General features: G+C 59.4%; 28 protein-coding genes. 15 read left to right on the top strand and 13 right to left on the bottom strand.

Annotated features, from left to right (window positions below; genetic code table 11):
- The first annotated feature begins 9 nt into the window (after positions 1-9).
- The 3 genes from HMPREF2822_RS09190 to HMPREF2822_RS09180 are packed head-to-tail and all read left to right on the top strand — an operon-like array spanning position 10 to position 3,383.
- Positions 10-1,497 (top strand): AI-2E family transporter, encoded by a 1,488-nt coding sequence (locus HMPREF2822_RS09190; RefSeq protein WP_070523987.1) that lies wholly within the window; start codon positions 10-12, stop codon positions 1,495-1,497.
- Between the two features lie 36 nt (positions 1,498-1,533).
- Positions 1,534-2,604 carry a DNA recombination protein RmuC gene (locus tag HMPREF2822_RS09185; RefSeq protein ID WP_070524019.1) on the top strand — a complete coding sequence of 357 codons (1,071 nt, stop codon included), beginning with the start codon at positions 1,534-1,536 and terminating at the stop codon, positions 2,602-2,604.
- Between the two features lie 35 nt (positions 2,605-2,639).
- A complete protein-coding gene (locus HMPREF2822_RS09180; RefSeq protein ID WP_232755659.1) occupies positions 2,640-3,383 on the top strand; it encodes a DUF6542 domain-containing protein in 744 nt (247 codons plus the stop codon).
- Here the strand turns inward: HMPREF2822_RS09180 and HMPREF2822_RS09175 are convergent.
- On the bottom strand, positions 3,380-4,339 hold the full coding sequence (locus HMPREF2822_RS09175) for a 4-hydroxy-3-methylbut-2-enyl diphosphate reductase (protein ID WP_180952102.1): 960 nt from the start codon (positions 4,337-4,339) through the stop codon (positions 3,380-3,382). The genes HMPREF2822_RS09180 and HMPREF2822_RS09175 overlap by 4 nt on opposite strands.
- 142 nt (positions 4,340-4,481) lie before the next feature.
- Here HMPREF2822_RS09175 and xseA point away from each other — a divergent pair, with 142 nt between their 5' ends.
- Genes xseA through HMPREF2822_RS09160 form a run of 3 tightly spaced genes read left to right on the top strand, consistent with a single transcriptional unit; the run spans position 4,482 to position 6,404 of the window.
- Positions 4,482-5,723: an exodeoxyribonuclease VII large subunit gene (gene xseA, locus HMPREF2822_RS09170; RefSeq protein WP_070523981.1), complete on the top strand. Its 1,242-nt coding sequence runs from the start codon at positions 4,482-4,484 to the stop codon at positions 5,721-5,723.
- A gap of 39 nt (positions 5,724-5,762) precedes the next feature.
- Positions 5,763-6,050 (top strand): exodeoxyribonuclease VII small subunit, encoded by a 288-nt coding sequence (locus HMPREF2822_RS09165; protein WP_070523979.1) that lies wholly within the window; start codon positions 5,763-5,765, stop codon positions 6,048-6,050.
- Positions 6,051-6,404 carry a hypothetical protein gene (locus tag HMPREF2822_RS09160; RefSeq protein ID WP_070523977.1) on the top strand — a complete coding sequence of 118 codons (354 nt, stop codon included), beginning with the start codon at positions 6,051-6,053 and terminating at the stop codon, positions 6,402-6,404.
- 4 nt (positions 6,405-6,408) lie between these two features.
- Here the strand turns inward: HMPREF2822_RS09160 and HMPREF2822_RS09155 are convergent, their stop codons facing one another.
- On the bottom strand, positions 6,409-6,999 hold the full coding sequence (locus HMPREF2822_RS09155) for a DUF4245 domain-containing protein (RefSeq protein ID WP_070523975.1): 591 nt from the start codon (positions 6,997-6,999) through the stop codon (positions 6,409-6,411).
- Between the two features lie 201 nt (positions 7,000-7,200).
- On the opposite strand from HMPREF2822_RS09155, the gene glpX reads away from it, so the two are divergent.
- The 4 genes from glpX (at position 7,201) to HMPREF2822_RS09135 (ending at position 12,079) form a co-directional block, all read left to right on the top strand.
- Positions 7,201-8,220: a class II fructose-bisphosphatase gene (gene glpX, locus HMPREF2822_RS09150; protein WP_070523973.1), complete on the top strand. Its 1,020-nt coding sequence runs from the start codon at positions 7,201-7,203 to the stop codon at positions 8,218-8,220.
- Positions 8,221-8,318: 98 nt separating this feature from the next.
- Positions 8,319-9,719 (top strand): class II fumarate hydratase, encoded by a 1,401-nt coding sequence (locus HMPREF2822_RS09145; RefSeq protein WP_070523971.1) that lies wholly within the window; start codon positions 8,319-8,321, stop codon positions 9,717-9,719.
- A 180-nt stretch (positions 9,720-9,899) separates the two neighbouring features.
- Positions 9,900-10,511, top strand: coding sequence for a TetR/AcrR family transcriptional regulator (locus HMPREF2822_RS09140; RefSeq protein ID WP_154762179.1), 612 nt, complete (start codon positions 9,900-9,902; stop codon positions 10,509-10,511).
- Complete coding sequence (locus HMPREF2822_RS09135; RefSeq protein WP_070523967.1) at positions 10,505-12,079, top strand: MDR family MFS transporter; 1,575 nt, start codon at positions 10,505-10,507, stop codon at positions 12,077-12,079. Before HMPREF2822_RS09140 ends, HMPREF2822_RS09135 begins: the two co-directional genes overlap by 7 nt.
- Positions 12,080-12,229: 150 nt before the next feature.
- Here HMPREF2822_RS09135 and HMPREF2822_RS09130 read toward each other — a convergent pair whose 3' ends face one another.
- The 5 genes from HMPREF2822_RS09130 to HMPREF2822_RS09110 all read right to left on the bottom strand — a co-directional run bounded on the left by HMPREF2822_RS09130 (position 12,230) and on the right by HMPREF2822_RS09110 (position 17,316).
- Positions 12,230-13,366, bottom strand: a complete 1,137-nt coding sequence (locus HMPREF2822_RS09130; protein ID WP_070523965.1) for a hypothetical protein — start codon at positions 13,364-13,366, stop codon at positions 12,230-12,232.
- An 82-nt stretch (positions 13,367-13,448) separates the two neighbouring features.
- Positions 13,449-14,024, bottom strand: a complete 576-nt coding sequence (locus HMPREF2822_RS09125; protein WP_070523963.1) for a GNAT family N-acetyltransferase — start codon at positions 14,022-14,024, stop codon at positions 13,449-13,451.
- 71 nt (positions 14,025-14,095) lie between these two features.
- Positions 14,096-15,454, bottom strand: a complete 1,359-nt coding sequence (locus tag HMPREF2822_RS09120; RefSeq protein ID WP_070523961.1) for a PhoH family protein — start codon at positions 15,452-15,454, stop codon at positions 14,096-14,098.
- 370 nt (positions 15,455-15,824) lie between these two features.
- Entirely contained in the window at positions 15,825-16,487 is a 663-nt protein-coding gene (locus HMPREF2822_RS09115; protein ID WP_070523959.1) for an LGFP repeat-containing protein, read from the bottom strand.
- Between the two features lie 127 nt (positions 16,488-16,614).
- Positions 16,615-17,316 carry a LysR family transcriptional regulator substrate-binding protein gene (locus tag HMPREF2822_RS09110; RefSeq protein ID WP_070523957.1) on the bottom strand — a complete coding sequence of 234 codons (702 nt, stop codon included), beginning with the start codon at positions 17,314-17,316 and terminating at the stop codon, positions 16,615-16,617.
- A gap of 98 nt (positions 17,317-17,414) precedes the next feature.
- On the opposite strand from HMPREF2822_RS09110, the gene HMPREF2822_RS09105 reads away from it, so the two are divergent.
- Positions 17,415-17,735, top strand: coding sequence for a DUF5997 family protein (locus tag HMPREF2822_RS09105; RefSeq protein WP_083299207.1), 321 nt, complete (start codon positions 17,415-17,417; stop codon positions 17,733-17,735).
- On the opposite strand, the gene glyA is transcribed toward HMPREF2822_RS09105, so the two are convergent.
- Positions 17,732-19,033: a serine hydroxymethyltransferase gene (gene glyA, locus HMPREF2822_RS09100; protein WP_070523952.1), complete on the bottom strand. Its 1,302-nt coding sequence runs from the start codon at positions 19,031-19,033 to the stop codon at positions 17,732-17,734. The genes HMPREF2822_RS09105 and glyA overlap by 4 nt on opposite strands.
- A 195-nt stretch (positions 19,034-19,228) precedes the next feature.
- Between glyA and coaA the strand changes: the two genes are divergently transcribed.
- Positions 19,229-20,155, top strand: a complete 927-nt coding sequence (coaA, locus tag HMPREF2822_RS09095) for a type I pantothenate kinase (protein ID WP_070523949.1) — start codon at positions 19,229-19,231, stop codon at positions 20,153-20,155.
- Between the two features lie 14 nt (positions 20,156-20,169).
- Here coaA and HMPREF2822_RS09090 read toward each other — a convergent pair whose 3' ends face one another.
- From HMPREF2822_RS09090 to mca, 3 genes are read right to left on the bottom strand one after another with little or no spacing between them, the layout of a single operon-like run.
- Entirely contained in the window at positions 20,170-20,940 is a 771-nt protein-coding gene (locus HMPREF2822_RS09090; protein ID WP_070523948.1) for an isoprenyl transferase, read from the bottom strand.
- Between the two features lie 20 nt (positions 20,941-20,960).
- On the bottom strand, positions 20,961-21,254 hold the full coding sequence (locus HMPREF2822_RS09085; protein WP_070523946.1) for a hypothetical protein: 294 nt from the start codon (positions 21,252-21,254) through the stop codon (positions 20,961-20,963).
- A gap of 3 nt (positions 21,255-21,257) precedes the next feature.
- Positions 21,258-22,148 carry a mycothiol conjugate amidase Mca gene (gene mca / locus HMPREF2822_RS09080; RefSeq protein ID WP_070524017.1) on the bottom strand — a complete coding sequence of 297 codons (891 nt, stop codon included), beginning with the start codon at positions 22,146-22,148 and terminating at the stop codon, positions 21,258-21,260.
- 117 nt (positions 22,149-22,265) lie between these two features.
- Here mca and HMPREF2822_RS09075 point away from each other — a divergent pair, with 117 nt between their 5' ends.
- The 3 genes from HMPREF2822_RS09075 to HMPREF2822_RS09065 all read left to right on the top strand — a co-directional run bounded on the left by HMPREF2822_RS09075 (position 22,266) and on the right by HMPREF2822_RS09065 (position 23,705).
- Positions 22,266-22,757: a DUF4307 domain-containing protein gene (locus tag HMPREF2822_RS09075; protein WP_070523944.1), complete on the top strand. Its 492-nt coding sequence runs from the start codon at positions 22,266-22,268 to the stop codon at positions 22,755-22,757.
- 117 nt (positions 22,758-22,874) lie between these two features.
- Positions 22,875-23,396: a transcription elongation factor GreA gene (gene greA, locus HMPREF2822_RS09070; protein ID WP_010187368.1), complete on the top strand. Its 522-nt coding sequence runs from the start codon at positions 22,875-22,877 to the stop codon at positions 23,394-23,396.
- Between the two features lie 48 nt (positions 23,397-23,444).
- Complete coding sequence (locus tag HMPREF2822_RS09065; protein ID WP_070523942.1) at positions 23,445-23,705, top strand: hypothetical protein; 261 nt, start codon at positions 23,445-23,447, stop codon at positions 23,703-23,705.
- 80 nt (positions 23,706-23,785) lie between these two features.
- Here HMPREF2822_RS09065 and HMPREF2822_RS09060 read toward each other — a convergent pair whose 3' ends face one another.
- Together HMPREF2822_RS09060 and HMPREF2822_RS13355 are read right to left on the bottom strand one after the other, a co-directional pair.
- A complete protein-coding gene (locus tag HMPREF2822_RS09060) occupies positions 23,786-25,291 on the bottom strand; it encodes a hypothetical protein (RefSeq protein ID WP_070524015.1) in 1,506 nt (501 codons plus the stop codon).
- A 347-nt stretch (positions 25,292-25,638) separates the two neighbouring features.
- Entirely contained in the window at positions 25,639-26,310 is a 672-nt protein-coding gene (locus HMPREF2822_RS13355; protein WP_141746443.1) for a hypothetical protein, read from the bottom strand.
- Between the last annotated feature and the right edge of the window lie 600 nt (positions 26,311-26,910).

Raw genomic sequence — 26,910 nt, 5'->3', positions numbered from 1 at the left:
GATGGTGGGGTGAGTTCTGATCAGCCATCCCCCAATGCATCCTCGCCTGAGCTCGCCGCCGCTGAGGCAGCGCTTGGCGGACGCTTCGATGATTCTGTCGACGCCGCTTCGCTGAACGCAGTCTCACCGCACCCGCCAGGCAACCAAGTGGATCGCTCCGTGGTGGTCGGCGAGGTCATCAAGTCCGCATCGCTGTGGGCACTGCGCCTGACCATTATTGGGCTATTCCTCTATGCCTCATTCCGCATGTTGGGCAACTTCTGGCGTGGCATTTTGCCGGTTCTCATTGCTCTCATCATCTGCACTGTGCTTGCCCCTGTTGCGAGCGCCATGCGGCGCAAGGGGTTGCCGTCGGCCCTGGCTGCGGCGGTAACCATCCTCGTGTCCTTTACCGCGGTGGGCTCGCTTTTCATGTTCATTGCTCCGGACTTTGCGCGGCAATCCCAAACGCTGTACCTGCAAACTGCGGAAGGCATTCAGCGCCTGCAGCTATGGGCACAAGGGCCGCCGCTCAACCTCGATCCGGATGAGATCGGCCAATACATCGATGAGATCGCCCTGTGGCTGCAGCGCCAGGCCGGCTCTATTGCGGGTTCCGTGTTCACGGGAATTGGCACGGCGACCTCCATCGTGGTCACGCTCTTCATCATCGTGGTGCTGACCTTCTTCTTCCTTAAAGATGGCCACAACTTCCTCCCCTGGTTGCGCCAGGCCACGGGCCGCCGGACCGGCTGGCACCTCACCGAGTTGCTCACCCGTGTGTGGACCACGCTGGGCGGTTTCGTGCGGGCGCAGGCGGTGGTCTCGCTTGTCGACGCCATCTTCATCGGCCTCGGCCTCGCACTCATCGGGGTGCCTTTGGCCATGGCGCTGGCCATCATCACCTTCATCGCCGGCTTTATCCCCTTTGTGGGCGCGATTGTAGCTGGTGCGCTATCCGTGACCATCGCGCTGGTCTCCTTGGGCTTTACCAAAGCACTGCTCGTTCTTGGCTTGGTCCTTTTAGTTCAGCAGCTTGAGGGCAACGTACTCTCCCCGTGGCTGCAATCGAAGGCCATGAACCTGCACCCGGTCATCGTGTTGATTTCTGTGACTGTAGGTTCCGCGCTCTTCGGCCTCGTCGGCGGCTTCCTCGCCGTTCCGGCGGCGGCGACCATCGCGGTGGTCTACCGCTACTTCCAAGACATGATGATGCTCCAATCCGGCGAAAGGACCGCCGAAGACTTGGAATTCTCAACGGTCGCCGGCTTCCTCATCGGGCGCTACACACAGCAGCAGGGTGACCGGAAGCGCGAACAATGGCTGTCCATCCCGGACCACGCCGCACCCGAGGGCGCAGCAGAGGACGTAGCCCACGACGGCACCAGCCCGCTGGACCAAAAGATCGATGTCGACGTTGACGCAGACTTCAGCGAACGAGATAGCGGTGCCCGAGCGGGAATCAAGCGAGCGATTGGCGCTCTCGAACAGATTTTGCAATCAAAAGACAAGAGCTAAGCCTCCGTGTCCGGGGAGCGTGCCATGATGACAGGCATGACGTCTTCCCTTCCCGTAGTGCTCTTGTTCCTCGGCCTCATCATCGGGGCCGCTCTGGGCTGGCTGGCCCGCGCCTATTCCGCACAGTCCGCCCAGCCATCAGAGGAACACCGTGCACTTCAAGAGTCTCAACGCCGCCAAGCAGAACTCGCCCCTCTAGAGAAGGCCATGGACCGTTTGGGCCTCCAGCTCCAAGAAATCGAGGAGGATCGGGCGACATCGCTCGCAGCACTCAGCAGCCAAGTACAAGCGGTGACCCGCACGTCGACACGCCTGTCTGACCGCACGGACAAGCTGGTCGGCGCACTGCGTTCCCCGAATGTTCGGGGACGCTGGGGCGAAGTGCAGCTCGAGCGCGTCGTCGAGCTCGGCGGTATGCGCAAACACGTGGATTTTGATTCACAGGTGAACGCCCGCATCAATGGCTCGCTCGTCCGCCCCGATCTTGTCGTTCACTTGGCCGGCGGGCGCAGCATTATCGTGGACGCCAAGGTACCGCTCAGCGCCTACCTCGATGCGATGGAGACTGAAGACCCGGAGGAGCGGGCTGGATACCTACGCCGCCATGCGCACCTCATGCGTTCCCACGTGCAGGCACTGGCGTCGAAGGACTATATCGAGGCCTTCTCCCCCACACCACAATTTGTGATCCTCTTTGTCCCCGCTGACACCTTCGTGGACGCGGCCTTGTCTATCGACGCTGAATTGCTCGAGTTCGCCTTCGAGCGCAACATCGTCATCGCTACCCCGAGCACCCTTTTCGCGCTCTTACGTACCGTTGCGGTGAGCTGGCAGCACGAAGAGATCTCGGATAAAGCCCGCGAGGTCCAGCGCCTGGGCCGCGAGCTTTACACCCGGCTCAACACCCTTAATGAGCACTACGACAAGGTGGGCCGCGGGCTGGAGCGCGCGGTGGAGGCTTATAACGCAAGCCTGGCTAGTTTGGATTCGCGCGTTTCGGTCACTGCACGGCGGCTCAAAGAATTGGACGTCCCCGCCCGCGTCGACCGCCTGCCCGTGGAGCCGCGCCGTGTCGGTTCTTGGCCGCGGCGCGCCCAGAATGAATAACGGTTTGGCCAACATTCCCGGTAAGCTCTCTGGGCGTGTCAGTTGCCAAAAATCGTCGCCGCCCTCCCCGCCGCGGGATGCCGCTTACCCGAGCGCTTCTCCTCGCGCTCGTCGTAACGCTCGTGGCTTTGACGGTCTCAGGAGTGCTTGGCAGCGTGGGGCTGCCGTTCGCCCTGATTTTTGGACTGGGATCGCTCGCCGTCACCTGGCTGGTGGAAACCCGCGGGCTCTACATGCTGGTAATTTCATTGCCCCTGCTCTACGCGCTGGGAACCGTGGGCGGTGGCTTCATCAGTTCCACGTCAGCCTTGCCAGAAGGCGCGTCGCCGTTTTCTAAGACCGCGCTTCTCACCACGGCCTTCCCGCTGCTGCAGCACTTCCCCGTACTTATTGTCACAGTAATTGCCTGCGCGCTACTCGCAGTCCTGCGACTGTGGCGCAGCGACAATCGCGCGAAGAGCCGTGAGGCCAAAGCCCAGGAAAAGCGCCGCACCGACGCAGCTTCCGACCTTCGAAACCGCTCCGAGCGTCTTTCCGTAGCCGAGCTCCTTGCTCGTGAAGCCACAGGCTCCGGCCGAGTCCGGGAGCGCGACCACGAAGAACGCCGCCGTATTCAGGCCGAGGAGCGCGAACAGCGCAAACAAGCCTCCCCCGACGCAGATGAGCGGGAGGAATTCCGCCGTGCCGCCGCTGAATCGGCAGAGAATGCGCGGCGCGCACGGGAGCGCTCCCAGCGGTCCTCCCAGCCGCTGGAAGAGAATCTCTACGACGAGGATTAACGCGCGGTGCGTGCCGGACGCAGATCGCGCGGCAAGGAGAATGTGATGGTCTCCGTGGAGGTCGTCACCTGCTCAACGTCGTGGTAGCCACGCTCGTCCAGGAATTCCAGTACCTCACGGACCAGCAGTTCAGGCACGGATGCGCCACACGTCACACCGACGGTGTTCACGCCCTCCAGCCAAGCTTCTTCGATCTCCGAAGCGAAGTCTACGAGGTGCGAGGCCTTAGAGCCTGCTTCTAGGGCGACCTCGACGAGACGCTTGGAGTTGGAGGAATTCTGGGACCCGACGACGATCATGAGATCACACTTCGGGGCAATGGCCTTCACCGATTCCTGACGGTTCTGAGTGGCGTAGCAGATATCATCTGATGGCGGATTCTCCAGGTGTGGAAAGCGCTCACGCAACTTATTGACGATCTGAATGGTTTCATCAACCGACAACGTGGTTTGCGACAACCAGATGAGTTTCTCATCGTGGAGGAAATCCGGCAGCTTGTCGACGCCGTCCAAGCCATCTACCAAGTGGGTAACCTCTGGGGCCTCACCGGCGGTGCCTTCGACCTCTTCGTGGCCCTCGTGGCCGACGAGCAAGATGTGATAGCCATCGCGCTCAAAGCGCTGTGCTTCCTTGTGCACCTTGGTCACCAGCGGGCACGTTGCGTCCAGCGTTAGCTGCTTGCGTTCCTCCGCTTCCTTGCGCACCGTCGGCGCAATGCCGTGTGCAGAAAATACAAGGTGAGCGCCTTCAGGGGCTTCGGAAGCCTCCTCCACAAAGATGACACCACGCTTAGCCAGGGATTCAACAACGAAGCGGTTGTGCACGATTTGCTTGCGCACGTAGATAGGGGCGCCGTATTTCTCCAACGCCTTTTCCACTGTCTCAACAGCACGGTCCACACCGGCGCAATAGCCGCGGGGAGCCGCCAGGAGCACCTTCTTTGCAGTTTCAGTCATGGCTCCCAGAGTATCGAAAGTCGCGCGCATACTGTAGTTACAGCTTGCCAGGCTTGGCCGGTAGCACCAGATGTCCGGCACGCCTCTTACACTGGACGGAACATACCCGAGAGACTAGACCACTCAAGAGAAAGGACTGCGCGTGAACCAACCGGCCAATTCTGCGGAAACGCCGTGGCCCGTCGGCAAGGTCAATGACCAAGTCAAAGGCTGGATCGAGCGCCTCGGTTTCCTCTGGGTGGAGGGGCAGATCACCCAGCTGAACATGAAGCCAACATGGAAGCTCTCCTACATCACGTTGCGTGATGTCGAACAGGAAAAATCTGTTCAGTTGACATGTAACACCTCGCTCATCCGCAATGCCCCCTCACCGCTCAAGGATGGCGACCGCGTCGTGGTCTACGGCAAGCCCGCCTTCTACGCCGGACGCGGAAGTTTTTCCCTGTGGGTCACGGAGATCCGCCACGTCGGTATTGGTGACCTTCTTGCTCGGGTAGAGATGCTGCGCCAGCGGCTGCGTCAGGAGGGCCTGTGCGACGCTTCCCGTAAGCTGCCGCTTCCCTATCTACCGAAGAAGATTGGCCTCATCACCGGCCGCGGGTCCCATGCCGAGCGCGATGTGCTCTCCGTAGCGCAGGATCGTTGGCCAGCGGTTCAGTTCGAAGTCATTAACACTGCTGTCCAGGGAGCCACTGCCGTTACCCAGGTGATTGACGCGCTCCGGACTCTCGACGCGAACCCGGAAGTCGATGTCATCATCATCGCCCGCGGCGGTGGTTCAGTGGAAGATCTGCTTCCCTTCTCCGAGGAGGCGCTCCAGCGCGCTGTGGCAGACGCCCGCACTCCGGTTGTCTCCGCCATCGGACACGAACCGGACCACCCGGTGCTCGATGATGTCGCCGATCTGCGCGCCGCCACGCCCACCGATGCGGCCAAGCGCGTCGTTCCTTCCGCCGCCGAAGAGTATGCGCTGATCTCTGAAGCCCGCTCGCGCATGGCGGCAGCGCTGCGCGGCTGGGTGGACAGGGAACGCCGCGGCCTCGAGAGCATCCGCTCCCGCCCGGTCCTCGCCGATCCCATGGTGCCGATCAACGCGCGCCGCGAGGAACTTGAGCGCAACCTCGCGCTGATTCGCCGGGTAGTTACGCACCGGTTGGATCGCGAAAGTAACCAGGTAGCCTCGTTGCGTGCTCGCGTCTCAGCCTTGGGCCCCTCGGCCACACTTGAACGGGGCTACGCCATCGTTCAGGTGCTGCCTCGCGACGGTAGCGGACCAGAGGTTGTCACCAGCTATGCGCAGTCTCCCCCGGGATCGCAGCTGCGCATCCGCGTTGGCGATGGTTCGATTACCGCCGCCGCAATGGCCTCCCAGGCCGCAGATTAAAACGATTTATTAGAGCACAAGAGAAAAGGAATTGACCCCATGACTGACACAATTGGTGCCGGCCAACCCGGCCAGGACGCGTTCCCACCGGTAGAAGAACTGAGCTATGAACAAGCCCGCGATGAACTCATTGAGACCGTAAAGATCCTCGAGCTGGGCCAGATGGGCTTGGACGAGTCTCTTAAATACTGGGAGCGTGGCGAGGCCCTAGCAAAAGCTTGCGAGGCGCACCTCGACGGCGCATCGAAGCGCGTAGAGGAAGCCCTCCGCAAGAATACTGAGGGCACCGATAGCGCAGCCACCAATGCAGAAGCAGGAGAGGATTAAATGAAAATTTACGGCTACCCGGGAGATCGCGTCGATTTCGTCTCCAAGTCGGGCGGAGCGGGATCCATGGTCTTTGGGGATTCACGCCAGCTCGTCGAGGAGTTTTTCGGCCCGCCGCACACCGTGAGCGGAGAGGAAATCAGCTATTTCTCCGGCTCCATCGTCCTGCGTTTTAGCGCTGATAAACTCGTCGAAATTGCACTCTTCCCCGGCAAGTCCCAACACGAAAAGGTCGATGTCTACCTGGGCAAGACGCGCCTGAGTGGGCTCGACCCGGAGTCTCTCACCAGTGCCGCCGGCGATGCCGTCGAGGTGGAGTGGGATGAAACGCTGCAGAGCGTGACGTTCCGCTAACTATTTACTCGCTGACGACGCTGCCATCCTCAGCAATTTGGAGCGGCTCAGCTTCCGCGAAGGCGGTGAGGGCCGTCTCATAATCAGCGTCGGAGGCAGAGCCCGTAAGAACGAGGCGGGCATCGCCCAAGTCAGTAATCCACAGTGGACGCACATCTTTGTCGTCACTGCTCAGGATTTCCACGTCGTGGCCCGCCACCTCACGCCGCTCAGAGTTGCCACGATAGTTGGAGTCGTAGGCCGAGGGGACATCGCCAAGCGCCAACTGCGTCTGCGCCGATTCCACGTAGCCTTCCTCGGCGGTAAGCCAGCTCACCACGGCACCGGATTCGCCGCCCATCTCCTTACGCCGTGCGGCCGTAGGCTGCCAGCCCTCCGGCATGACGGGCTCCCTGATGACGGCCCCGGTGCCGCGCGCCTCCATTTCCAGAAACGTAGCGGCATCCACGTTCTGCACGGGCCCCGGCTTTTCCGGGTTGATCGAGCACAGTCCCGTTGCTCCAACCACCAGGAACATCATGATGAGGATGACGCCCACCGTCAGGGTGATATCACGCGCGTCCTCAAAAATCTTAGGTTTATCTTCAGATGCCACCCGCCCAGTATGTCACGCCGCCTCCCGCGCTCGCGACAGCGACCTCCCACCTGCCCTTTTGGTGGCCAACTTGACTGAGACCCTCTTCTGGGGGAGGCATTCGGGCTTGGATACGAGGGAAAAGTGGAAGAATGGAATATGTATTCCGGGTTGTCCCCCACCCCGGGCCGAGCCACCTGAAAAGAAAGGGACTAATCACACATGTCTGATAACACGTCTTATATCCCCGATCGCAACCTAGCCATGGAGCTGGTGCGTGTCACTGAGGCAGCAGCACTCGCCTCGGGTCGCTGGGTTGGCCGTGGACAGAAGAATGAAGGTGACGGCGCCGCGGTGGATGCTATGCGCAAGCTCATCAACTCCGTAGAGATGAACGGCATCGTCGTCATCGGTGAGGGCGAAAAGGATGAAGCCCCCATGCTGTTCAACGGAGAAAAAGTCGGCACCGGCCAGGGTGCAGAGATGGACATCGCCGTCGACCCGGTTGACGGCACCCGTCTTATGGCAGAAGGCCGCCCGAACGCTATTTCCGTCATCGCTGCTGCTGAGCGCGGCACCATGTATGACCCATCCGCAGTGTTCTATATGAAGAAGATTGCTGTCGGCCCAGAGGCTGTTGGCTCAATCGATCTCAATGAGTCCGTGGAGTGGAACATCAAATCCGTGGCCAAGGCCAAGGGCATCAAGCCAGCTGACCTGACCGTCGTCGTACTCGACCGCCCGCGCCACGATGACCTTATCCGCCAGATCCGTGAGGCAGGCGCCAAGGTTCGCCTCATCATGGATGGTGACGTCGCCGGCGCCATCGCCACCTGCCAGGACACCAACTCCATCGATATGATGATGGGTATCGGTGGCACCCCAGAGGGCATCATCACCGCATGTGCCATGAAGTGTATGGGTGGTGAAATCCAAGGCAAGCTGTGGCCTAAAGATGAAGCAGAGGCAGAGAAGGCACGCAAGGCCGGACACGACCTTGATCGCGTCCTCACCACCAACGATCTGGTCTCTTCTGAAAACTGCTACTTCGCCGCAACCGGCGTTACCAATGGCGACATGCTCCGCGGCGTGTCCTACCGCCCCAACGGCGCCACGACCCGTTCTCTGGTCATGCGCTCCAAGTCCGGCACGATCCGCTACGTCGATTCCATCCATAAGCTGGCTAAGCTGCAAGAATACTCCGTGGTGGACTACACCAACCCCCACGATAAGGAAAGCTAATCCACTTTCCTGCGAAGAGTGCTACGGTGGCCATCAATGCCGTGCCACGGCACACATAAAGAACTCTACAATTCTCATCTCACAGAAAAGGTGACTTCATGACTGAATACCGCATCGAACACGACACTATGGGCGAAGTCAAGGTTCCGGTCGACGCCCTGTGGCGTGCCCAAACCCAGCGCGCTGTGGAAAACTTCCCCATTTCTGGCCGTGGCCTTGAAGCTGCCCAGATCCGCGCACTCGGTCTTCTCAAGGCCGCCTGCGCTCAGGTGAATAAGGGTTCCGGCAAGCTGGATGCGGAGAAGGCCGACGCTATCATTGCGGCAGCCACCGAGATTGCAGAAGGCAAGCACAACGATGCCTTCCCGATCGATGTCTTCCAGACCGGCTCCGGTACCTCTTCCAACATGAACACGAACGAGGTCATCGCTTCCATCGCCCACAACAATGGCGTGGAGATTCACCCGAATGACCACGTGAACATGGGCCAGTCCTCCAACGACACCTTCCCCACCGCAACCCATGTTGCGGCGACCGAGGCTGCCGTCAACGACCTCATCCCGGGCCTCAAGGTCCTCCACGAATCCCTCGTGGCTAAGGCCAAGGAATTCGCCGACATGGTCAAGTCCGGACGCACCCACCTGATGGACGCCACCCCGATCACCTTGGGCCAGGAGTTTGGCGGCTACGCTCGCCAGATCGAGCTCGGCATTGAGCGCATTGAGGCAACCCTGCCGCGCTTGGGTGAGCTGGCCATCGGCGGCACCGCAACCGGTACCGGCCTGAACACTTCCGCTGACTTCGGCGGCAAGGTTACCGAGGAGCTCAAGAAGCTCACCGGCGTCAAGGAGCTGTCTGAGGCTAAGAACCACTTTGAGGCCCAGGCCGCTCGCGACGCCTTGGTGGAGTTCTCCGGCGCTATGCGCACCGTGGCTGTCTCCCTCAACAAGATTGCCAACGACATCCGTCTCATGGGCTCCGGCCCGTTGACCGGTTTGTCCGAGATCCACTTGAAGGACCTGCAACCGGGCTCCTCCATCATGCCGGGCAAGGTCAACCCGGTTCTGTGTGAGGCCGCCACCATGGTCGCTGGCCAGGTTATCGGTAACGACGCAGCCGTTGCCTTCGGCGGCTCCAACGGCCACTTCGAGCTCAATGTCTACATCCCGATGATGGCTCGCAACGTTCTCGAGTCGGCCCGCCTGCTGGCCAACGTCTCCCGCGTTTTCGCTGAGAAGTGCGTTGACGGCATCGAGGCCAACGAGGAGCGCATGAAGAAGTTTGCGGAGTCCTCCACCTCCATCGTGACCCCGCTGAACTCCAAGATTGGCTACGAGAACGCAGCCAAGGCAGCTAAGCACGCACTGCACGAGAAGATCACTGTCCGCGAGGCAGTCATCGACTTGGGCTTCGTCGACGGAGAGAACCTCACTGAGGAGGAGCTCGATGAGCGCCTCAACGTTCTCACCATGACCAACCGCGACCGCGACAACTTCTAAGCTCGCTTTCGCGAACGCCGCCGCTCTCCTTCGGGAGGGCGGCCTTCGTCGTTTTCAACGCCCACGCTCAGCGTCATAGTAACCACCGTCATATTTTTAGATCTCCCTTTCAAAAATCACTCGAATTGCACTTGGTGCAAATTTGCACTGAGTGTACTGTTGCACTCTGTGCAAGAAGAAATGTCATTACGCGAGCAGAAGCGCCTCAAGACGCGCCTGCGAATCGAAGACGCCGCCACCCGTCTCGTGGATGAGCGTGGATTCGCCGACGTTACCGTCGAGGAAATCTGCGACGCAGCGGGGATTTCTCGGCGCACCTTTTTTAATTATTTTGATTCCAAAGACACTGCTGTGCTCGGTGCGCCGAGTCACGACTTCACAGAGGAACAGAAGAAGGCTTTCCTTAGCGCCCCTACGGATAGCGTTTTCAGGCTGGCGGTCGACCTAGTTAAAGGACACCTCGTTGGCCAGCATGTCAACGAGGTCATCGCTGAACGTCGCCGTCGGATCTCTGGGGACAGCGATGCCGCGGCGGCGGCACTCAGCCGTAAGCGGGCCAAGTCGAACGAGATCCTGGGGCTCATCACCGAGCGCCTTGACCAGGATCCCTCCTTGCGGCAGATGCCCGAGGTCACGGCTGAGACTGAGGCGATACTCATTGCCTTTGCTATCAGGGAAGCATTCTGGATAGCCACTGCGTCGCCAGATTTCAGCTGCGACATCCCCTTTGAGGAACGCTTCGAATCTGCGCTCACACTCATTAACAAATTTTCGAAAGGACTGACATGGTAGATACCGCGGCTAAGCCGGCCTCTCAGGCCGGCAGCGGCAAGCCGGATAACAACCTTGCCCTCGTATTCTCCGCCCTCGTGCTCACCATGCTGATGAGCTCTTTGGGCCAGATGATTTTTGCCACCGCTCTACCCACCATCGTCGGCGAGCTCGGCGGCGTGGACCACATGAGCTGGGTCATCTCCGCCTTCTTGGTCATGATGACAATCGCCATGCCTATCTCCGGCAAGCTCGGTGACATGATGGGCCGCAAGTGGCTCTACATTGGCGGCATCGGCGTCTTCGTCATCGGTTCCACGCTCGGCGGCTTCGCCGACTCGATGAACCTGCTCATCATTGGCCGCGCCGTGCAGGGTTTCGGCGCTGGTTTCATGATGATTTCCTCCCAATCCATCATCGCGGAGGTCACCACCTCCCGTGAGCGCGGCAAGTTCATGGGCATCATGGGCGGCGTCTTTGGACTCTCCTCCGTCCTCGGCCCAGTCCTCGGTGGCTGGTTCACTGACGGCCCGGGCTGGCGCTGGGGCATGTGGATGAACATCCCGCTGGGTCTGCTCGCTATCATCGTATGCACCCTGGTCCTCCACCTACGCGTCGGCGATACCGACCTGCGCAAGTTTGACCTCCTCGGCGCCATCTTCATCTCCATCACCACCGCCTCCCTGATCCTTATGACGACCTGGGGCGGAACCCAATACGAGTGGTCCGACCCGATCATCATCGGCCTGGGCATCACCGTCATCATCGGCGCCATCATCACCGTCTTCGTCGAATCCAAGGCCAAGGAGCCGCTCATCCCGGTGCAGCTGTTCAAGAACCGCAACATGGTTCTCACCACCGCAGCCGGCATGGTGCTGGGCCTGGCGATGTTCGGCGTGCTGGGCTACATGCCAACCTACCTGCAGATGGTTCACACTCTGACCCCGACCAAGGCGGGTCTCATGATGATCCCGATGATGGTCGGCATGATCGGAACCTCCACAGCCGTCGGTTTCATCATCGCCCGCACCGGTCACTACAAGCGCTACCCCATCATCGGCCTAGCAATCACTGCTGGCGCGCTGTTCTGGATGTCCAAGCTGACTGCAGACACCTCTCTGACCCAGCTCGGTGCAGAATTCCTCGTCTTCGGCATCGGCCTTGGCTTCGTCATGCAGGTTCTGGTCCTCATTGTCCAGAACTCCTTCCCCATCGCCCTCGTCGGAACCGCGACTGCCGCAAATAACTTCTTCCGCCAGATCGGTTCCGCCATCGGCGCGTCCCTCGTCGGCTCCCTCTTCATCCACAACATGAAGGATGAAATGGCCGCCAACATGCCCGCTGCCATCAAGTCCATGGGTGAGGCAGGCAAGCCCTTCGCGGAGAAGTTTGCCAGCGCCAATGGTGGTTCCTCCAGCCTTACCCCGGCACTGGTTGCTCAGCTGCCGGACCCCATCAAGGACGTTATCCTCAACGCTTACAACGACGGCCTAACCCCCGTCATCTTGCTGATGGTTCCTATGGCCATCATCGCGCTCCTCCTCATCCTCCCCGTCCGCGAGGAGCACCTCAAGGAGACGATTGATTAGAAGCCACTGCTTCGAGACAAGCTGGCGCTTGACGACGTGCAACGGTGGTCTGGGAGCTGAGATATCCCCTCGGCGTAGAAACCGGGTGAAGTAAGCACAAATCCTCGCTACGAGCATTCACGTAGCGAGGATTTCTTATTGTCACGATGCTTAGCGCAAGATTCCCAACTGGCGTGCTACCTGGGCAGCCACGCCGATGAGCGCGAGCACGCCGGCGAGGATGCCCACGATGGCACCAATATTCGTGCCGCCGGAGCTCAAGTCCCCGCCGAGGGACTTCTTGGTCACCTTCACGGTCTTGGTGATTTGGTTATCCGAGACCTTTGCCTGGCCATTGCGCAGAACATAGGTGTTAAAGGTGACGGTCGCGGTGCCCTCAGACTTTGCTGTGTAGGTTCCGTCCTCGTTGACTTCAAGGACCTCTGGGTCGCTACTGCTGGGCGCCGCCACCGGAACCCCCAGCTTCGCTCCCCAGAATCCATCGATGCGCAAACCCAGGCTTCCTTGGCTTCCGACCGAGGTTCCTCCCGTGGTCATCAGTTCAGCACGGTTTATAGCGCTTTCCGGCACGGCGATGGGGAATGCATGGCGACCGGCCGCCAACCGCGCCGGTTCGGATGGCTTATCATCGGCCGAATAGAGACCAGCTGTCACTTCTCCGATTTGAGCCTGCGCAAACTTCACGTATTCAGGATTAAGAATCGTGTACAGGTGGCCATTATTTGTTGACCATTGGCCGTTCTCTCGGACAAGGTAGTCCCACTCGCTGGGACCGCTGCTTCTGCTTGTAGACCACGATTCAACGGCATGTTCCATGTCCGTCGTGGTCAGGTTGTCCAAGGTATTGTAGTTGTCCAAGATTTCAGGAGTACGTGTGCCAACTGCGCGGCGATGATCAAACAAGAAGTTTCCCTCAGCAGCACGCTGCAAAACCGCGTGCTCGAGACCGCGGTCCCAGGAGATTGAATTCACATATGCCTCGCGGGTGCGGTAGCCAGCGGCACTAGCGGCCTGTCGCAGGGTTCCGCCGTTGAAGGGCAGGTTGGTGTCCCAGGCTTTGCCGCGCAACTCGCGAACTTGGCGGGTAACCAAGTCGATGTCGGACTGCATCACTGGCTCGGCAAAGACATAGGCCAGAGCGCCGTTAGGCTGATTAACGTCGAGCTCGGCCACAGGAACGGAACCAGCCGACGGATAGGTTGCTGCCGTGGCAACAGGTGCGGAGAAAGCACCGGTTGCCACGGCTGCGGCTGTAGTAAGGGCAAGGACAGAAGTGCGCAAGGACATGCTTCACCTTCTAAGCGAGAGGGAATAAGAACAGCTTTAATTCTATCCCCACTCATGCCCTTCCATTAGAAAAGCAGGATAATTACTTTCTCTTCTGGTTGGCTGCTGCCTTCTTCTCCTCGGGCTTCGGCAGAAGAAGCTCATACACGTCCGTATCGCGCCACTGGCCGGCGAGCTCACCGTAGGTCATCTTTGCCATGTGGGAGTACGTGCCCACCTTGACGAAGCCACGGGACTTATGGAGGCCGGCGGAACCTTCGTTCTCCGGGAAGATCCACGAGTGGATAGCCCACTTATGCAGGTCGCGGCAGACCTCGATGAGCTGATCCAGCAAGGCGCCACCGATGCCCCTTCCCTGGGCTTCCTTGCTCAGGTAGATGGAATCCTCGACGACGCCGTGGAACACGGTGCGGGTAGACGCCTGCGCGGCGCACACCCAGCCGAGAACCTTTGAATCATCCTCCGCCTCAACAGCGACGAAAACTGACGCCATGATTTTGACGTTTTTGAACTCTTCAAAGGTCAACGAGCGGGTCTCGTAGGTAGCGTGGCCAGTGTTGAGGCCCTGCTCATAGATTTCTCGCATCTGCGGATAGTCCGCCGCATTGAAGGGACGGATGCGGAAATCCTTCTTCTTGTCTTTCGCGTTGTCGCTCATGGAACAATTATTACTGAGCACACGGCGTCAATGCCAAGCTGAGGGCAGAGAGATCGCCGCGCGCGAACGCGTTAGCTTTCGCCTTCCAGCAGATCGGTGACCAGCTCTGCAATGGCAGAGCGCTCAGAGCGTTGCAGCGTGACGTGTGCAAAGAGCTCACGCCCTTTAAGTTTTTCAATGACTGCCTGCACGCCGTCGTGGCGGCCAACGCGCAGGTTATCGCGCTGAGCAACATCATGCGTCAGTACAACTCGGGAGCCACGCCCCAAGCGCGACAAAACAGTCAACAGCACATTGCGCTCAAGCGATTGGGCCTCATCAACGATGACGAAAGAATCATGCAGGCTGCGGCCGCGAATATGGGTCAACGGGAGAACCTCCAGCAATCCGCGGTCCTGGACTTCGTCCATGACGTTTTCGGATACCAGACCTTCCAGAGTGTCATAGACGGCCTGCGCCCATGGATTCATCTTCTCGCTTTCAGAGCCCGGCAGATATCCCAGGGACTGCCCGCCCACCGCATACATGGGGCGAAACACCACGATACGACGGTGTTCGCCGCGCTCCAGCACTGCCTCCAAGCCAGCACACAACGCCAGCGCGGACTTACCAGTGCCCGCCCTGCCTCCGATGGACATGATTCCAACGGAGGGATCCAAGAGAAGGTCCAGGGCAACGCGCTGCTCAGCAGAGCGGCCTTGCAGACCAAAGACATTCGCATCGCCGCGCACCAAGCGAACGGTGCCCTCAGCCGTCATCCGGCCCAGAGCGGACTGCCCGCCCGCCTGCAGCGTAATGCCACAGTGCACCGGCAGGTCCTCGACGCGGGTGCCGGCGGTGGTCACGGATCCGTCGATAAGCACCTCGCCCTCCCCGTAGAGCTCATCGATGACCTCAGCGCTGGTGGGCACCGTAGCCATGCCGGTGTAACCGGTGAGCACGACGTCCTGCGCATGGTATTCATCCGCCTGCAGGCCTACAGCACCAGCCTTGACACGCAATGGGACGTCCTTAGTCACCAGGACGGTGTCCTTGCCCTCATGCTGGAGATTCAGCGCGCAGGCCAGAATCCGGTGATCTCCCTCCGGCCCGCGAAAGGCCGCTGGCAACAAGGATTGATCCTGGTGGTTGAGTTCCACGCGCAAAGTCCCGCCCGCTGCATTTACGGGCAGGGGCTGGTCCAACGCCTCATAGGTAGCGCGAAGGTCCTCCAAAAAGCGAAGAGCTTGGCGGGCGAACCAGCCAAGCTCCGGGTGATGACGTTTTCCTTCCAACTCAGAAATAACGACGATGGGCAGTACCACATCGTGTTCAGCGAACTTACGCAACGCCCAGGGATCTGAGAGAAGGACGGACGTATCGATGACATAGGTCTTGGTCAAAACAGAGGCCTCATGCGGCTGCTCGGTGAGGACGGAAGGATTGGTCATAGCGGCAGGGTTCTCCCTTGTTATGCCCGCCCCAACTCATCGACCTGGGACGGCATGGTGAAGCTGGTGGTTTTCGAACTGTCCGGAGCCTGTTCTTAGCTTCCGGACACCGTCCACGCTAGAGAGCAAAGGTTGAAATTACATGGGTGCAAGATGAACAGTATTAAAACGACAATCACCAGCGTCACACCATTCCCATCAGGCTCTACGAGCCTGTCGTCTCTCCCCCACTCCCCCAACACTGCAGCTACATTCTTCGGCCCTGCACTTTCACGCGTTGACCGTGAAAAACGAAGAAGCTCCGCACCGTGTTATCAGTGCGGAGCTTTGTCGCTTTAGCTCACAAGGCAGCGAGCCGTTTTATGAGCGCTTAGTTGATGGTGGCCTCGTACTCACCGGACTCACCCTGCATCCAGGAGATGGTGCCATTGGTGAACTCCTGTACCCAGCCGTTGCCCTCGGCCTGCTCCGGGCCAGTCGGCAGGCCAACCTTGCTCTCTAGGCCGCCTTCCTCGGTCCAGGTCTCTGCGATCTTGCCGATGATCGGCTGGGTGCCGTCACCCTCACCGAATGCCAGCAGCTTGTCCTTGGCAAAGGTAGCAACGCTTCCCTTGTCGGTGTTTTCAATGGATTCCGGATCGCCCCACTCAGCAGCCTTCTCCTTGATGGCCTGAGCGAAATCAGAAGGAACCTCTACGTCACCATTGGCGGTGGACACGCTCTCCTTGTCGCCCTCAGCGCCGGAACCATCCTTCGACTCGGCGGAGTCCGACTCAGAAGAATCGGCACCTTCGCTGCCTTCGGCTCCCTCAGAGCCCTCGGCCTCGGAAGAATCGGCGGACTCGGAGTCCTTCATGGAATCCTTTGCGTCCTTAGCGGCAGAACCGGCAGCATCGGTAGCGTCGGACGCAGCGGACTGAGCAGCGTCGCCAGCATCCTTAGCGGCATCCTCAGCATCGGAACAAGCAACGACACCCAGGGACAGGGTGGCGGCGGCGATACCTGCGGCGAAACGACGAGTCATCTTCTTCATATTCTTAAGCCTTTCTGTCTAGTTGAGCACTGTTCTAAGTACTTTTGTTGAGAACGATGCCCACCGTAGGCATGGCCAGCACTTCCTGCCACCACAGAACCTATGATTTGACAACAAAGACGTTGCTTTATCTCCGTTTCCGCTGTTGAGAACCCCTATATCTTTTTGATAACGGTTTGGAAGCCGAGCCTCTTTGAGGCTTTTCTTGGGACCTTCTGCGCGCTTGCTTAGCTTTTGCTTTGTCGCGTGCGCTGCGTTTCGGAGCGGCATTGCGGGATGAATTCCGCGTCCTTCCCTTTGCGACCCCGACGAAGTCTTGGATCTCATCGCCGTCATCAGCCCGGCGCCACACCAGTGCAATCACTGTGCGAGCCACAGTGGGGTCCTCCAAGCCCAGTGCCACGACCTGCTTCTTGCTCAGCACCTTCAACAAAGGCCGCGGCGCGATGGCTACGCCCACGTTGGCTGCCACGACCTGCAAAGCGGTGCGCAGCGCCGGAACATCGACGCTGCCGTCCTGCGCAATCCGGTAATTCACTATTTCTTCGGCAACATCCTCCTGCGTGACGTCCTCCCCAACCTCCGCGTAGACAGAATCTTTCGGAACGGCGATGCCGGGTGCTTCCTCGTAGAGCTGGACGACGTGGAAGCTGTCATCAACCCGCGAATCCGGCAAGCGGGTCAGCGCTAGATCTGCCTCATGAGTAAGAAGAACGTCCATCGCGTCATCGGCGTCGACGGTTACCAGGGACTCTGGAGAGTGATAATCACGGTAGCGACGAAACCATTTGCCGGGTTCTGTGCCAGTGGAAAAGACGAGGCGGAGCATGCACCTCATACTACGGTGCTGCTAGCGTTGTGAGCGTGACTGATACCCCGAATAGTGAAACCCCAGCCAACGAAACCCAGCAGCCTTCCGGCACCGCCATGCGTGCGCAAACCGCAGCGAAGAAGTTGGGCATCTACCTGCCGGCCGCCCCGGAGGAGTTTCAAGCCAACGCGGTAACCCATGCGCAGCTGCGCGACTTACAGGAGAACCCACCGGAGTGGCTCGCTACCCTACGCCGCGAGGGTCCGCACCCGCGCCCGGTCGTGGCACAAAAACTGGGAATCTCCGTGACCGCGCTGAAGAAGAACGAGATGGACCGCCCTCTCACCACCGCGGAAATTAAAGAGCTCCTCAGCGCAATGCCCGAATGGCTCGAAGCCGCCCGGAAAGCCCACGCTGAGGAGCGCAAGGAAGCTTAGACCAGCTTCCAGTCCTCAAGGCCGTCGTAGAGCGGGAAGTCCGCGGCGACCTTCTCAACGCGGGCGCGCAGCTTGGCGACGTCCGCGTTCTTACCGTTTGCCAGTGCAGTACCGATAACGTCGGCAACCTCGGTGAAGGCCGCCGTGTCGAGGCCGCGGGTAGCCAGGGCCGGGGTACCAATGCGCAGGCCGGAGGTGACCATCGGCGGGCGCGGATCGTTCGGCACCGCATTGCGGTTCACGGTGATGCCGACCTCGTGGAGGAGGTCCTCCGCCTGCTGGCCATCGAGCTCGGAGTTGCGCAGGTCTGCTAGGACAAGATGCACGTCGGTGCCGCCAGTGAGGACGTCGACGCCCGCCTTGGTGCAATCCTCGGCGGTCAGGCGCTCAGCCAGAATGCGAGCACCTTCCAGGGTGCGCTCCTGGCGCTCCTTGAACTCCTCGGTGGCCGCGATCTTCAGCGCGATAGCCTTCGCCGCGATGACGTGCATGAGCGGTCCGCCCTGCTGCCCCGGGAAGACGTTGGAGTTGATCTTCTTGGCAAAATCCTGCTTGGCCAGGATGAGACCGGAACGAGGGCCGCCCAGCGTCTTGTGCACGGTGGAAGACACGACATCGGAGTGCGGCACCGGGGAGGGGTGCAGCCCAGCTGCCACGAGGCCCGCGAAGTGCGCCATATCCGTCCACAGGTACGCGCCGACCTCATCCGCGATGGAACGGAAAGCCTCGAAATCAATGGTGCGCGGGTAAGCGGACCAACCAGCGATGATCACCTGGGGCTTTTCTGCCAGCGCCTGCTCGCGCACCTTATCCATGTCAAGGCGCATGGTCTCCGGGTCAACCTCGTACGCGGCAACGTCGTAAAGCTTGCCGGAGAAGTTCAGCTTCATGCCGTGGGTCAGGTGCCCACCATGAGCCAAGGACAGGCCCATGATCTTGTCACCCGGCTGGATCAGCGACGCCAGCACAGCAGCATTGGCCTGGGCGCCGGAGTGGGGCTGGACGTTGGCAAAATCAGCGCCGAAAAGCGCCTTGGCACGATCACGAGCCAGATCTTCTACGATGTCAACGTGCTCGCAGCCGCCGTAATAGCGGCGCCCCGGGTAGCCCTCGGCATACTTGTTGGTCAGAACAGAGCCCTGCGCCTGCAGAACCGCGCGGGGGACGAAGTTTTCCGACGCGATCATCTCGAGGGTATCGCGCTGACGAGCAATCTCACCGTTAATAGCAGCAAAGACCTCGGGGTCGAGATCGCGCATCTCCTGGTAGCGCACGTCTGAATTGTTCGTAGTGGTCATGAAAGCGTGATGTCCCTTCGTAGAGGTGGTCAATGAAGCCCGCGGCGCCCGCCCGCGGCACGACACCACCGGCTCTGCAATCGCGGAAGCTAGTTCTACATCCTAACGCCCGCATCCCCCGCGTGGGGGCCTCCTCGAATCTTTTCATTCGGGGCGATTGCCACAGGCGCTCTGTTGAGTGGAACAATAGTCGGCATGGCGCGAATGACCGATGCGAGCCCGTACCTCGATTTTGACCGCGATACGTGGCGTGCCCTGCGTAAATCCATGCCACAGGTGCTAACGGCGACCGAGGTGGAAAAACTTCGTGGCATCGGTGACCGCATCGACCTCACTGAGGTGGCTGAGGTCTATCTGCCGTTATCCCGTCTTATTCACATGCAGGTTGAGGCCCGCCAAAAACTCACCACCGCTACCGAGGCATTCTTAGGAAACCCACCCACGCACGTTCCTTTCGTCATCGGCGTTGCCGGCTCCGTCGCGGTGGGCAAGTCAACGACCGCGCGCTTGCTCCAAGTTCTTCTACAGCGCTGGGATTCCCACCCGAAGGTTGATCTGGTCACCACCGACGGGTTCCTCTACCCCACCGCGTATCTTAAAGAGCACGGGCTTATGCAGCGCAAGGGCTACCCGGAGTCTTATGACCGTCGCGCGCTCATGCGTTTTGTTACCGACGTTAAGTCCGGCAAGCCGCTGGTAACCGCACCGTTGTACTCGCATGTGTCTTATGACATTGTTCCTGGTGAGTTTCAGGAGGTTCGCCAGCCGGACATCCTCATTTTGGAAGGCCTCAACGTCTTACAAACCGGGCCGACCCTCATGGTTTCGGACCTGTTCGACTTCTCTGTTTACGTGGACGCCCGAGTCGACGACATCGAAAAGTGGTACATTGATCGCTTCCTCAAGCTCCGCCACACTGCCTTCCGCGAACCAGGGGCGCACTTCGCGTCCTTCGCGGACATGACGGACGAGGAGGCCTACGTGCAGGCCCGTGAAATCTGGCAGTCCATCAACCTGCCCAACCTCATCGAGAACATTTTGCCCACCCGGGTACGCGCCTCCCTGGTTCTGTGCAAGGGCTCGCACCACCTGGTTGACCGGGTGAGGATGCGTAAGCTCTAGCCCGATCGCCAGAGCTAGCGGCCGAAGCGGCGCGAGCGCTGTGAATAGTCACGCAAGGCGCGCAGGAAATCCACCCGGCGGAATGCGGGCCAATAGGTATCCGTGAACCAGATCTCCGAGTAAGCGGCCTGCCACAGCAGAAAGCCGGACAGCCTCTGCTCGCCGGAGGTACGAATGACGAGATCGGGGTCAGGCAAACCCTTGGTATAGAGGTTGCCCGTAATGGCCTCCGCCGTCACGTTGTCCGCAATTTCCTCAGCGCTCAACCCCTTGCGGGCTTCGCCACGAATGAAACTCTGCACGGCGTCCACAATCTCCTGGCGCCCACCATAACCGACCGCAATGTTGACGATGACGCCCTGGTGATCCTCCGTAGCCTCAGCCGCGCTTTGCATCTTGGCCGTGACCTGTTCAGGGAGCAGATCTAGGTGCCCAACGAGCCGGATCTGGCAATCCAAGTCCCCTTGGGAGAGGTGCGTGACGACATCCGAGATGATGTCGAAGAGCAGCTGCACCTCCTGCTCGCTGCGCTTCAGGTTCTCCGTCGAGAGCAGGTAGATAGTGACAACCTCGATGTCGGTGCCCTGGCACCAGGAGATCATCTCGCTGATCTTCCGCGCGCCCTGCCGGTGGCCGTGGCTGATATCCGTAAATCCAGCCTCGCGCGCCCAGCGGCGGTTGCCATCAGCCATGATTGCCACGTGGCGTGGTTGCGGCTTGTTCTTGATTTCACGTGTCAGACGCGCTTCGTACAGGGGGTACAGGAGCTGGCTTAGGAACTTCACGGTGGGAATCGTCCTCTACCTTAAAAGATGGACTTCTTGCTGTTATCGAGGATGCCGGCTTCCTTCATTGCTGAATCGATCGCCTCATCATTGAACGGATCGATGCCGTGATCCTGCGCAAACATGGTTCGACGACGGAAGCGCGAATAGCGGCGGTGAAAATTCCAGCCTGCAAAAAGGACAGCAACACCCATCAGTGCGAGGATGAGCAGACCAATAGGCGAAGCCTTACCAAACTCCGGTCCAACCGGCCCGCTTTGGCTTCCTTGGGCGAGCAGGGCGACGTCGTGCGCTGCGAGGTAGAAAGCGTTCATGCTTTAAGACTCCCCTACTTCTGGAATTCCCGCAAATAAATCATCTTCCGGCAGTGCAGTAGAAACGCGAGTTTTGGCCAACTCGAATTCCTCCGTGGGCCAGTGCTCCTGCTGTACGGACACGGGCGTGGCTAGGAAGGCACCGGCTGGATCAATTTGGGTTGCGTGCGCACGGAGCGCATCCTCACGATTCTGGAAGTAATCCGCGCATTCGACCTGTGTGGTTACCCGCGCCATGATGTCTCCGAACGTCGTATCCCAGCGCGCCAGCATCGGCTCATATGGACTGATCTTGCCTTCCTCCAGAAGAAGATCATGGAAGATCTTCATCCTTTGGTATACGAAGCCATGCGTGTAGTACAGCTTCTGCGGCTCCCACGGCTCACCCAATTCTGGGTGGTATGCCGCGTCACCCGCGTTTTCCCACGCCAGCATGGACGCGCGGTACACCATGAGGTGATCCGGGTGCGGATAGCCGCCGTTCTCGTCGTAGGTAATAATGACGTGGGGCCGGAACTCACGGATGATTTCAACCAGCTCTTGGGCTACGTCATCATCTTCCTTAAGCGCAAAGCAGCCCTCAGGTAGTAAGTCCTTGATATTGGGCGCGAGCGGGTTACCAGGAAGGCCCGAATCAATGTGCCCAAGCCAGCGATGTTGCACGCCCAAGGCGGCGGCTGCTTTCGCCATTTCCTCACGGCGAATGCTGCCCATATTCTCAAGGACACCGGGGCGATCCATGGCCGGGTTGATAATATCTCCCCTCTCGCCACCGGTGCAGGTCACGACGAGGACTTCCGCCCCCTCCGCGGCATATTTTGCTGTCGTCGCAGCACCCTTCGAGGACTCATCGTCAGGGTGCGCGTGGATAGCCAAAAGGCGCTTCGTGCTCACTGGGTGATACATCTCCCTACATCGTCCCTACTTCGCCTCATTAATACAGAGGCATTAAACAGAGGCCTAGTCTAGTGGATAGTTTCTTCGCGGCGACTGTTGGATAGAATCAGACTCATGTCTGACGCCCAACCTGCTTCTCAACCCGCACGCTCGCAGTCCCGCTACGGTTCTTCCTCTCAGTCCACTCGCACAAAAGGTTCATGGACCAACCGGGCACTGGTGCTGGTATTCCTGGCTATGTTGATTGCGGCCATTGTCTACGGCGTTCAGTATTTCCGCAGCCAGCAAAAGGTCAACGCAGATATCTCCTACGTCACCCACGAGATTCTGTCTGATGACACAGCGCGCGTGTGGGTAGACATCACCCGCAACCGCGTGGAAGAACCTGCATACTGCATTGTCCAGGCCTTCGACTACTCCAAGGCTGAGGTGGGGCGCCGCGAGGTCGCCGTGCCTGCTGGCGGTGAGTCCGCTCAACGCATCGCGGTGGATATCCCCACCAACCACAGAGCCGTCGCCGGTGGCGCCTACGGTTGCTCCGGAAGCATCCCGTCCTATTTGGACACCAGCACGATGGATACAGCGGGTGAGGCTACCGGCGAGTAAAAGCCCAGCTGTGCTAGTATGTTGAGCGTTCTGAATGGGCCGCGCCACCTGCGCTTTCTGGCCCATCCAATGAGAAGTAGACCCGTTCATTAGGAACCGTAAACGGAAGGTTGCACTATGGCTGAGCAGCAGAAGCAGTACATTACCCCGGAAACCAAGGCCAAGCTCGAGGCCGAGCTGCAGGCCCTCATCGACCACCGCCCGGTCGTCGCCGCGGAGATTAATGAGCGCCGCGAGGAAGGTGACCTCAAGGAGAACGCGGGTTACGACGCAGCCCGTGAGATGCAGGACCAGGAAGAGGCCCGCATCAAGCAGATCTCCGAGGTTCTGGCGAACTCCACCACCGAGCGCACCGCCGTCCAGGAGGGTGTTGCCCACATCGGTTCCGTTGTGCACGTGTACTACAACGGCGACGAGGAGGACCGCGAGACCTTCCTCATCGGTACCCGCGCCGCTGCTTCCGATAACAAGGACTTGGAGACCTACTCCGAGCAGTCCCCGCTGGGCGCTGCACTCCTGGGTGCTGCTGAGGGCGAGACCCGCGAGTACACGGCGCCGAATGGCAAGACCTTGTCGGTCACCGTGGTCTCTGCGGCACCTTATGATTCCGCAAAGGCTGCCACTCCGCGCAAGTCCTAATTTATACTGCTCTTAGGTCATCGTTTTTCCGAGAAAGAGTTTTAACCCATGAAGAAGTTCACTCGTTTCGCTGCCGCTGGTTTGGTTTTCTCCGCTGGCCTCACCCTCGCTGCCTGCCACCCTCCGAACCAACAGGATTCCTCTGAGAAGGTTGACACCGGCGCTTCCTTTGCCGGTGAGGCTCCCGGCGCAGGTGCAGCCGCCCCCTCCGAGGCTGCGGCTGAGTCCGAAGCAGCCACTGAGTCCGAAGCCGTTGCTGCAACCGAGGTTGCTCCGGCTGAATACACCACTGCTCCGGTTCAGCAGTAGGTTCAACGGCAACTGGCAAAGAAGCGGCGTCCCGATAGTTGGGGCGCCGCTTTTAGCTTTCTGGGGTCCGTCGTCTTTTTCTACTTTGCCTCCCGGACCCAATCCCCGATAACCCCTGGCAGTACTGCGGGTGCTTCGCCGAGTAGATCACGGCGGTTGGGGTCGCGTTCTACTTGAGTCGTGACGGACTTGACCCGCCTTTCGCCTTCGCCGCCGCGTGCCATGCCACCCATCATGGGCATCATGCGCATCCCCGCACCGCGGGCACTGCCGACGCCCTGCCTCGCACTACCCGCTCCGCCCGGGGCTCCCAGGACACCACCAGCGCCACCAGCGTTGCCGACGCCCCCGGAACCTCCCGTACTGATGGCACCACCTCCGACGAGGCCGCCTCCGCTTAGCGACGTCCGCCCTTCCCTCTGTTGTCCAGTTCCCGTTACGGCCCCAGGAAGGCCTCCTAATACCGGATGCGTTCCGGTCTGCGGCCCACCGAATGAAGCGCCCGCGCCTCCGAACCCCGCTGCGTTTGTCGTTGGATTCGCCGACATTTCCGGCAAGCGACCGCTGTGGCCTGCCACGCCTCCGGGAAGCTTGTTCCCACGGCCATCAGCAAGACCGATGGCTCCCAATCCCTGGCCTACAGCGCCGCTGCCTAGACCTCCGAGCCCGTTTACACCAGCTGGCATGTTTGCCGCTCCGCTGGTAGCTGCCAACGATCCTGGCGCTCCTCCCCGAACGGGATCAAGGGCGCTCAAGCCTGCGTTGGCAGCCGAGGTATTCACCTCGCCTGCATTGATCGGCGCTAATGCGTCTCCGAAACCAAGCTCGCTGAGGATGCTGCGCCCACGATTGTGTAGCTCATTGTGAAAGCGCGCGATATCGTCAGCCCCCATCCCCACGCTTTCCAGACCTTGGATGTGGCCATCCGCAACGCCAAAGGAGCCTGGGCCCATGGTGCCGTTTTCTATCGCTTCGGCTATTGGCTTCGGCCATGTGACTCCATCGGTGTTGTAGCGATTTCCGTCGCCCATGACTGCCCCAAAGTGGGTACTGGTGTCTCCGCCGCCGCTGGGCGGCGCTGCGTCCATAAGCGCATGCTGATACGGCATAGCGGAAATCACTTGCTGCTGAAGGACGCCCTGCATATAGACCAAGGCTGCTTGTTCAGCGGCTTGACGCGTAGCAGGCTCTGGGATTGCCGCCACCTCAAAGGCCAAGGCAATGGCTTCCGGCTGAACATTCATCAGCTGCGCTTGGAAGCCGAACAGCTTCTGTTGCATGACGCTCGCATTGGCAATGAAGTGTGTACCCGCCTGCGCAACTTCACGAATCTTCTGCGCTGCGCGTGTGGTGGCTTCACTGTCGTTCTCGGCTTCCAAAGACGCGGCCGAGTTTTCAAGACCCGCAACGATTTCTGCGACTTCCCCACTCAAAGCGCCCCACCGCGCATTCGCTTCCGACACATCCCAGAAGCGCGTGCTAAACAGATTCGATGCTAAGCCCATGATGGAAGCACCGGTGTCCACGATCGGGATGGTAAACCCAAACGGGCTGTATCCCGGGTCTGGTTGCGACACGATCGGCATCGATACCGCCCCGCCTCCCCCACCAGCGTCAGCGACATCCAACCCCCGACTCGTAAGCTCATCCTGCGATTCGAAGCTTGCTAGCTCAGTTTTGAGTGTCTCCCCGAGCCAAGAAACCTGTCCCCTAAACCCCTCTAAAGAATTTCGCGCCGACCCCGGATCCGTTGCCAGCACACGCTGGTGGATTGTGCCGACCTCACTTAGGCCGGTGATGGTGGAGAATCCACCATCGAGTGGACTGTGCGCGCCACTCGAGGCATGTTGAAGTCTCTTCCCAAGTTCAGATACACGCGATACTTCTTGCGATAGCGCATTTTGGTTAATGATCATTTCCCGAGCCCCTCTATTTAGACAAGTTCTAAAAGTAAGTTTCTTGATTGTTCACATTTTTCCTTCATTGAAACCTCGGCAGCTAGTTCCGTCCATGCAACTGAAACGACACCACGAATAGTTTCAACGTAAGACGTGCAACTCGTGCCCCTCACAAATGTGTCTTCTACGGTGTAGATATCTTCGTTCACTTCTTCCATAAATGGAAAAGCCTGAGGATAAAGCTCACGAATGCTATCCATTTTCTCATGCTGTGCTCCAAGGGCTACAGCAGCTTCTCTGCCATTACCCAAATCTTTTGAGAAATAGCAAGTTCGGTACCCACTCTCTCTTTCAGGAGTCGAAGTCATCTCTAAGCTCAACTCCGAGAATTTTTCATTGGGTATTTCTGAACAAGGATCAAACACCTGGAATCCAGGCACTGTCCGGTCAAATTCACCGAGCGGCGGAAGTAACCCACCGCCTGCACGAGACTGCTCACTTGGAGCTAAAGACTCTCGCGCCGTCGTGGCGGTGGCATCAGCGACCCCCGAGTCCACTGAGCCACCGCCGGCTTTCATGTCAGGAGAATTGCGAAAGTCCCCCGCGTTACTACCATCGCCACGAACACTGAGGCCGAGCGGTGACGCGCAGTTTGACAGCACCCCGATACAAACCGCCATCATCACAAGGCCCCCGATTCGCTTCATGGTGTCCCTTCAACTAACTTTCCTGACCGTTAGAAGCCCCTCCCTTGAGCTTTAAGCTCCGAGCGACTTCTGCGACCAGAATGCACGAGAAGGAACAAGAAGTCGCGCCAGTGCCAAATTAGTCATTTTCTATATACAAATTTATTGTAACTATTCGACCATTCTAATAGAATCATCCGTCAATAACAGCTGGTCGCAGCCTGTATAGAGCTTGAGTACGCACCGTGAACTACATGTGTCTTGGCTACCGATTATAACCAATTGGGGGTACCCGAATTACAACACTGTCAATTTTCGGGGTGTCGTTTTTCGTCGATTGAGCAAGAATCTTGCCCCTTTGTTGCACGCCCCTTAGAGCATCGCGCCTGTGGGAAACATGAGAAACCCAATCCGCCGGCATGATCACTGCAAGCTCAGAGCTAAGCGCAGAAACAGATGCTTACCGGTGTCGTTGCCGAGCTTCCGACGGACGGCGCCCATTTGCAGCAAGGCCAAGACTCACCCATCCAAGAATTCGAACATTTCACCCACAAGAACCGTACAGCACCCCATCTTTGCAACCATAGCTTGGGCCTGACCCCCGGAAAGTAGACACGTCGG

The organism is Corynebacterium sp. HMSC062E11, from assembly GCF_001811845.1.
Classification (GTDB): domain Bacteria; phylum Actinomycetota; class Actinomycetes; order Mycobacteriales; family Mycobacteriaceae; genus Corynebacterium; species Corynebacterium hesseae.
The sequence above is the reverse complement of the archived record's forward strand: the minus strand, read 5'-3'. Positions and strand labels throughout refer to the sequence as shown.

Excerpts from the sequence above, each read along its gene's own strand:
- HMPREF2822_RS09185 (WP_070524019.1), top strand. The coding sequence starts at position 1,534 with ATGACGTCTTCCCTTCCCGTAGTGCTCTTGTTCCTCGGCCTCATCATC.
- HMPREF2822_RS09175 (WP_180952102.1), bottom strand. The coding sequence starts at position 4,339 with ATGACTGAAACTGCAAAGAAGGTGCTCCTGGCGGCTCCCCGCGGCTAT.
- HMPREF2822_RS09165 (WP_070523979.1), top strand. The coding sequence starts at position 5,763 with ATGACTGACACAATTGGTGCCGGCCAACCCGGCCAGGACGCGTTCCCA.
- HMPREF2822_RS09160 (WP_070523977.1), top strand. The coding sequence starts at position 6,051 with ATGAAAATTTACGGCTACCCGGGAGATCGCGTCGATTTCGTCTCCAAG.
- glpX (WP_070523973.1), top strand. The coding sequence starts at position 7,201 with ATGTCTGATAACACGTCTTATATCCCCGATCGCAACCTAGCCATGGAG.
- HMPREF2822_RS09145 (WP_070523971.1), top strand. The coding sequence starts at position 8,319 with ATGACTGAATACCGCATCGAACACGACACTATGGGCGAAGTCAAGGTT.
- HMPREF2822_RS09140 (WP_154762179.1), top strand. The coding sequence starts at position 9,900 with ATGTCATTACGCGAGCAGAAGCGCCTCAAGACGCGCCTGCGAATCGAA.
- HMPREF2822_RS09135 (WP_070523967.1), top strand. The coding sequence starts at position 10,505 with ATGGTAGATACCGCGGCTAAGCCGGCCTCTCAGGCCGGCAGCGGCAAG.
- HMPREF2822_RS09130 (WP_070523965.1), bottom strand. The coding sequence starts at position 13,366 with ATGTCCTTGCGCACTTCTGTCCTTGCCCTTACTACAGCCGCAGCCGTG.
- HMPREF2822_RS09125 (WP_070523963.1), bottom strand. The coding sequence starts at position 14,024 with ATGAGCGACAACGCGAAAGACAAGAAGAAGGATTTCCGCATCCGTCCC.
- HMPREF2822_RS09120 (WP_070523961.1), bottom strand. The coding sequence starts at position 15,454 with ATGACCAATCCTTCCGTCCTCACCGAGCAGCCGCATGAGGCCTCTGTT.
- HMPREF2822_RS09115 (WP_070523959.1), bottom strand. The coding sequence starts at position 16,487 with ATGAAGAAGATGACTCGTCGTTTCGCCGCAGGTATCGCCGCCGCCACC.
- HMPREF2822_RS09110 (WP_070523957.1), bottom strand. The coding sequence starts at position 17,316 with ATGCTCCGCCTCGTCTTTTCCACTGGCACAGAACCCGGCAAATGGTTT.
- HMPREF2822_RS09105 (WP_083299207.1), top strand. The coding sequence starts at position 17,415 with ATGCGTGCGCAAACCGCAGCGAAGAAGTTGGGCATCTACCTGCCGGCC.
- glyA (WP_070523952.1), bottom strand. The coding sequence starts at position 19,033 with ATGACCACTACGAACAATTCAGACGTGCGCTACCAGGAGATGCGCGAT.
- coaA (WP_070523949.1), top strand. The coding sequence starts at position 19,229 with ATGGCGCGAATGACCGATGCGAGCCCGTACCTCGATTTTGACCGCGAT.
- HMPREF2822_RS09085 (WP_070523946.1), bottom strand. The coding sequence starts at position 21,254 with ATGAACGCTTTCTACCTCGCAGCGCACGACGTCGCCCTGCTCGCCCAA.
- HMPREF2822_RS09075 (WP_070523944.1), top strand. The coding sequence starts at position 22,266 with ATGTCTGACGCCCAACCTGCTTCTCAACCCGCACGCTCGCAGTCCCGC.
- greA (WP_010187368.1), top strand. The coding sequence starts at position 22,875 with ATGGCTGAGCAGCAGAAGCAGTACATTACCCCGGAAACCAAGGCCAAG.
- HMPREF2822_RS09065 (WP_070523942.1), top strand. The coding sequence starts at position 23,445 with ATGAAGAAGTTCACTCGTTTCGCTGCCGCTGGTTTGGTTTTCTCCGCT.
- HMPREF2822_RS09060 (WP_070524015.1), bottom strand. The coding sequence starts at position 25,291 with ATGCCGATCGTGTCGCAACCAGACCCGGGATACAGCCCGTTTGGGTTT.
- HMPREF2822_RS13355 (WP_141746443.1), bottom strand. The coding sequence starts at position 26,310 with ATGAAGCGAATCGGGGGCCTTGTGATGATGGCGGTTTGTATCGGGGTG.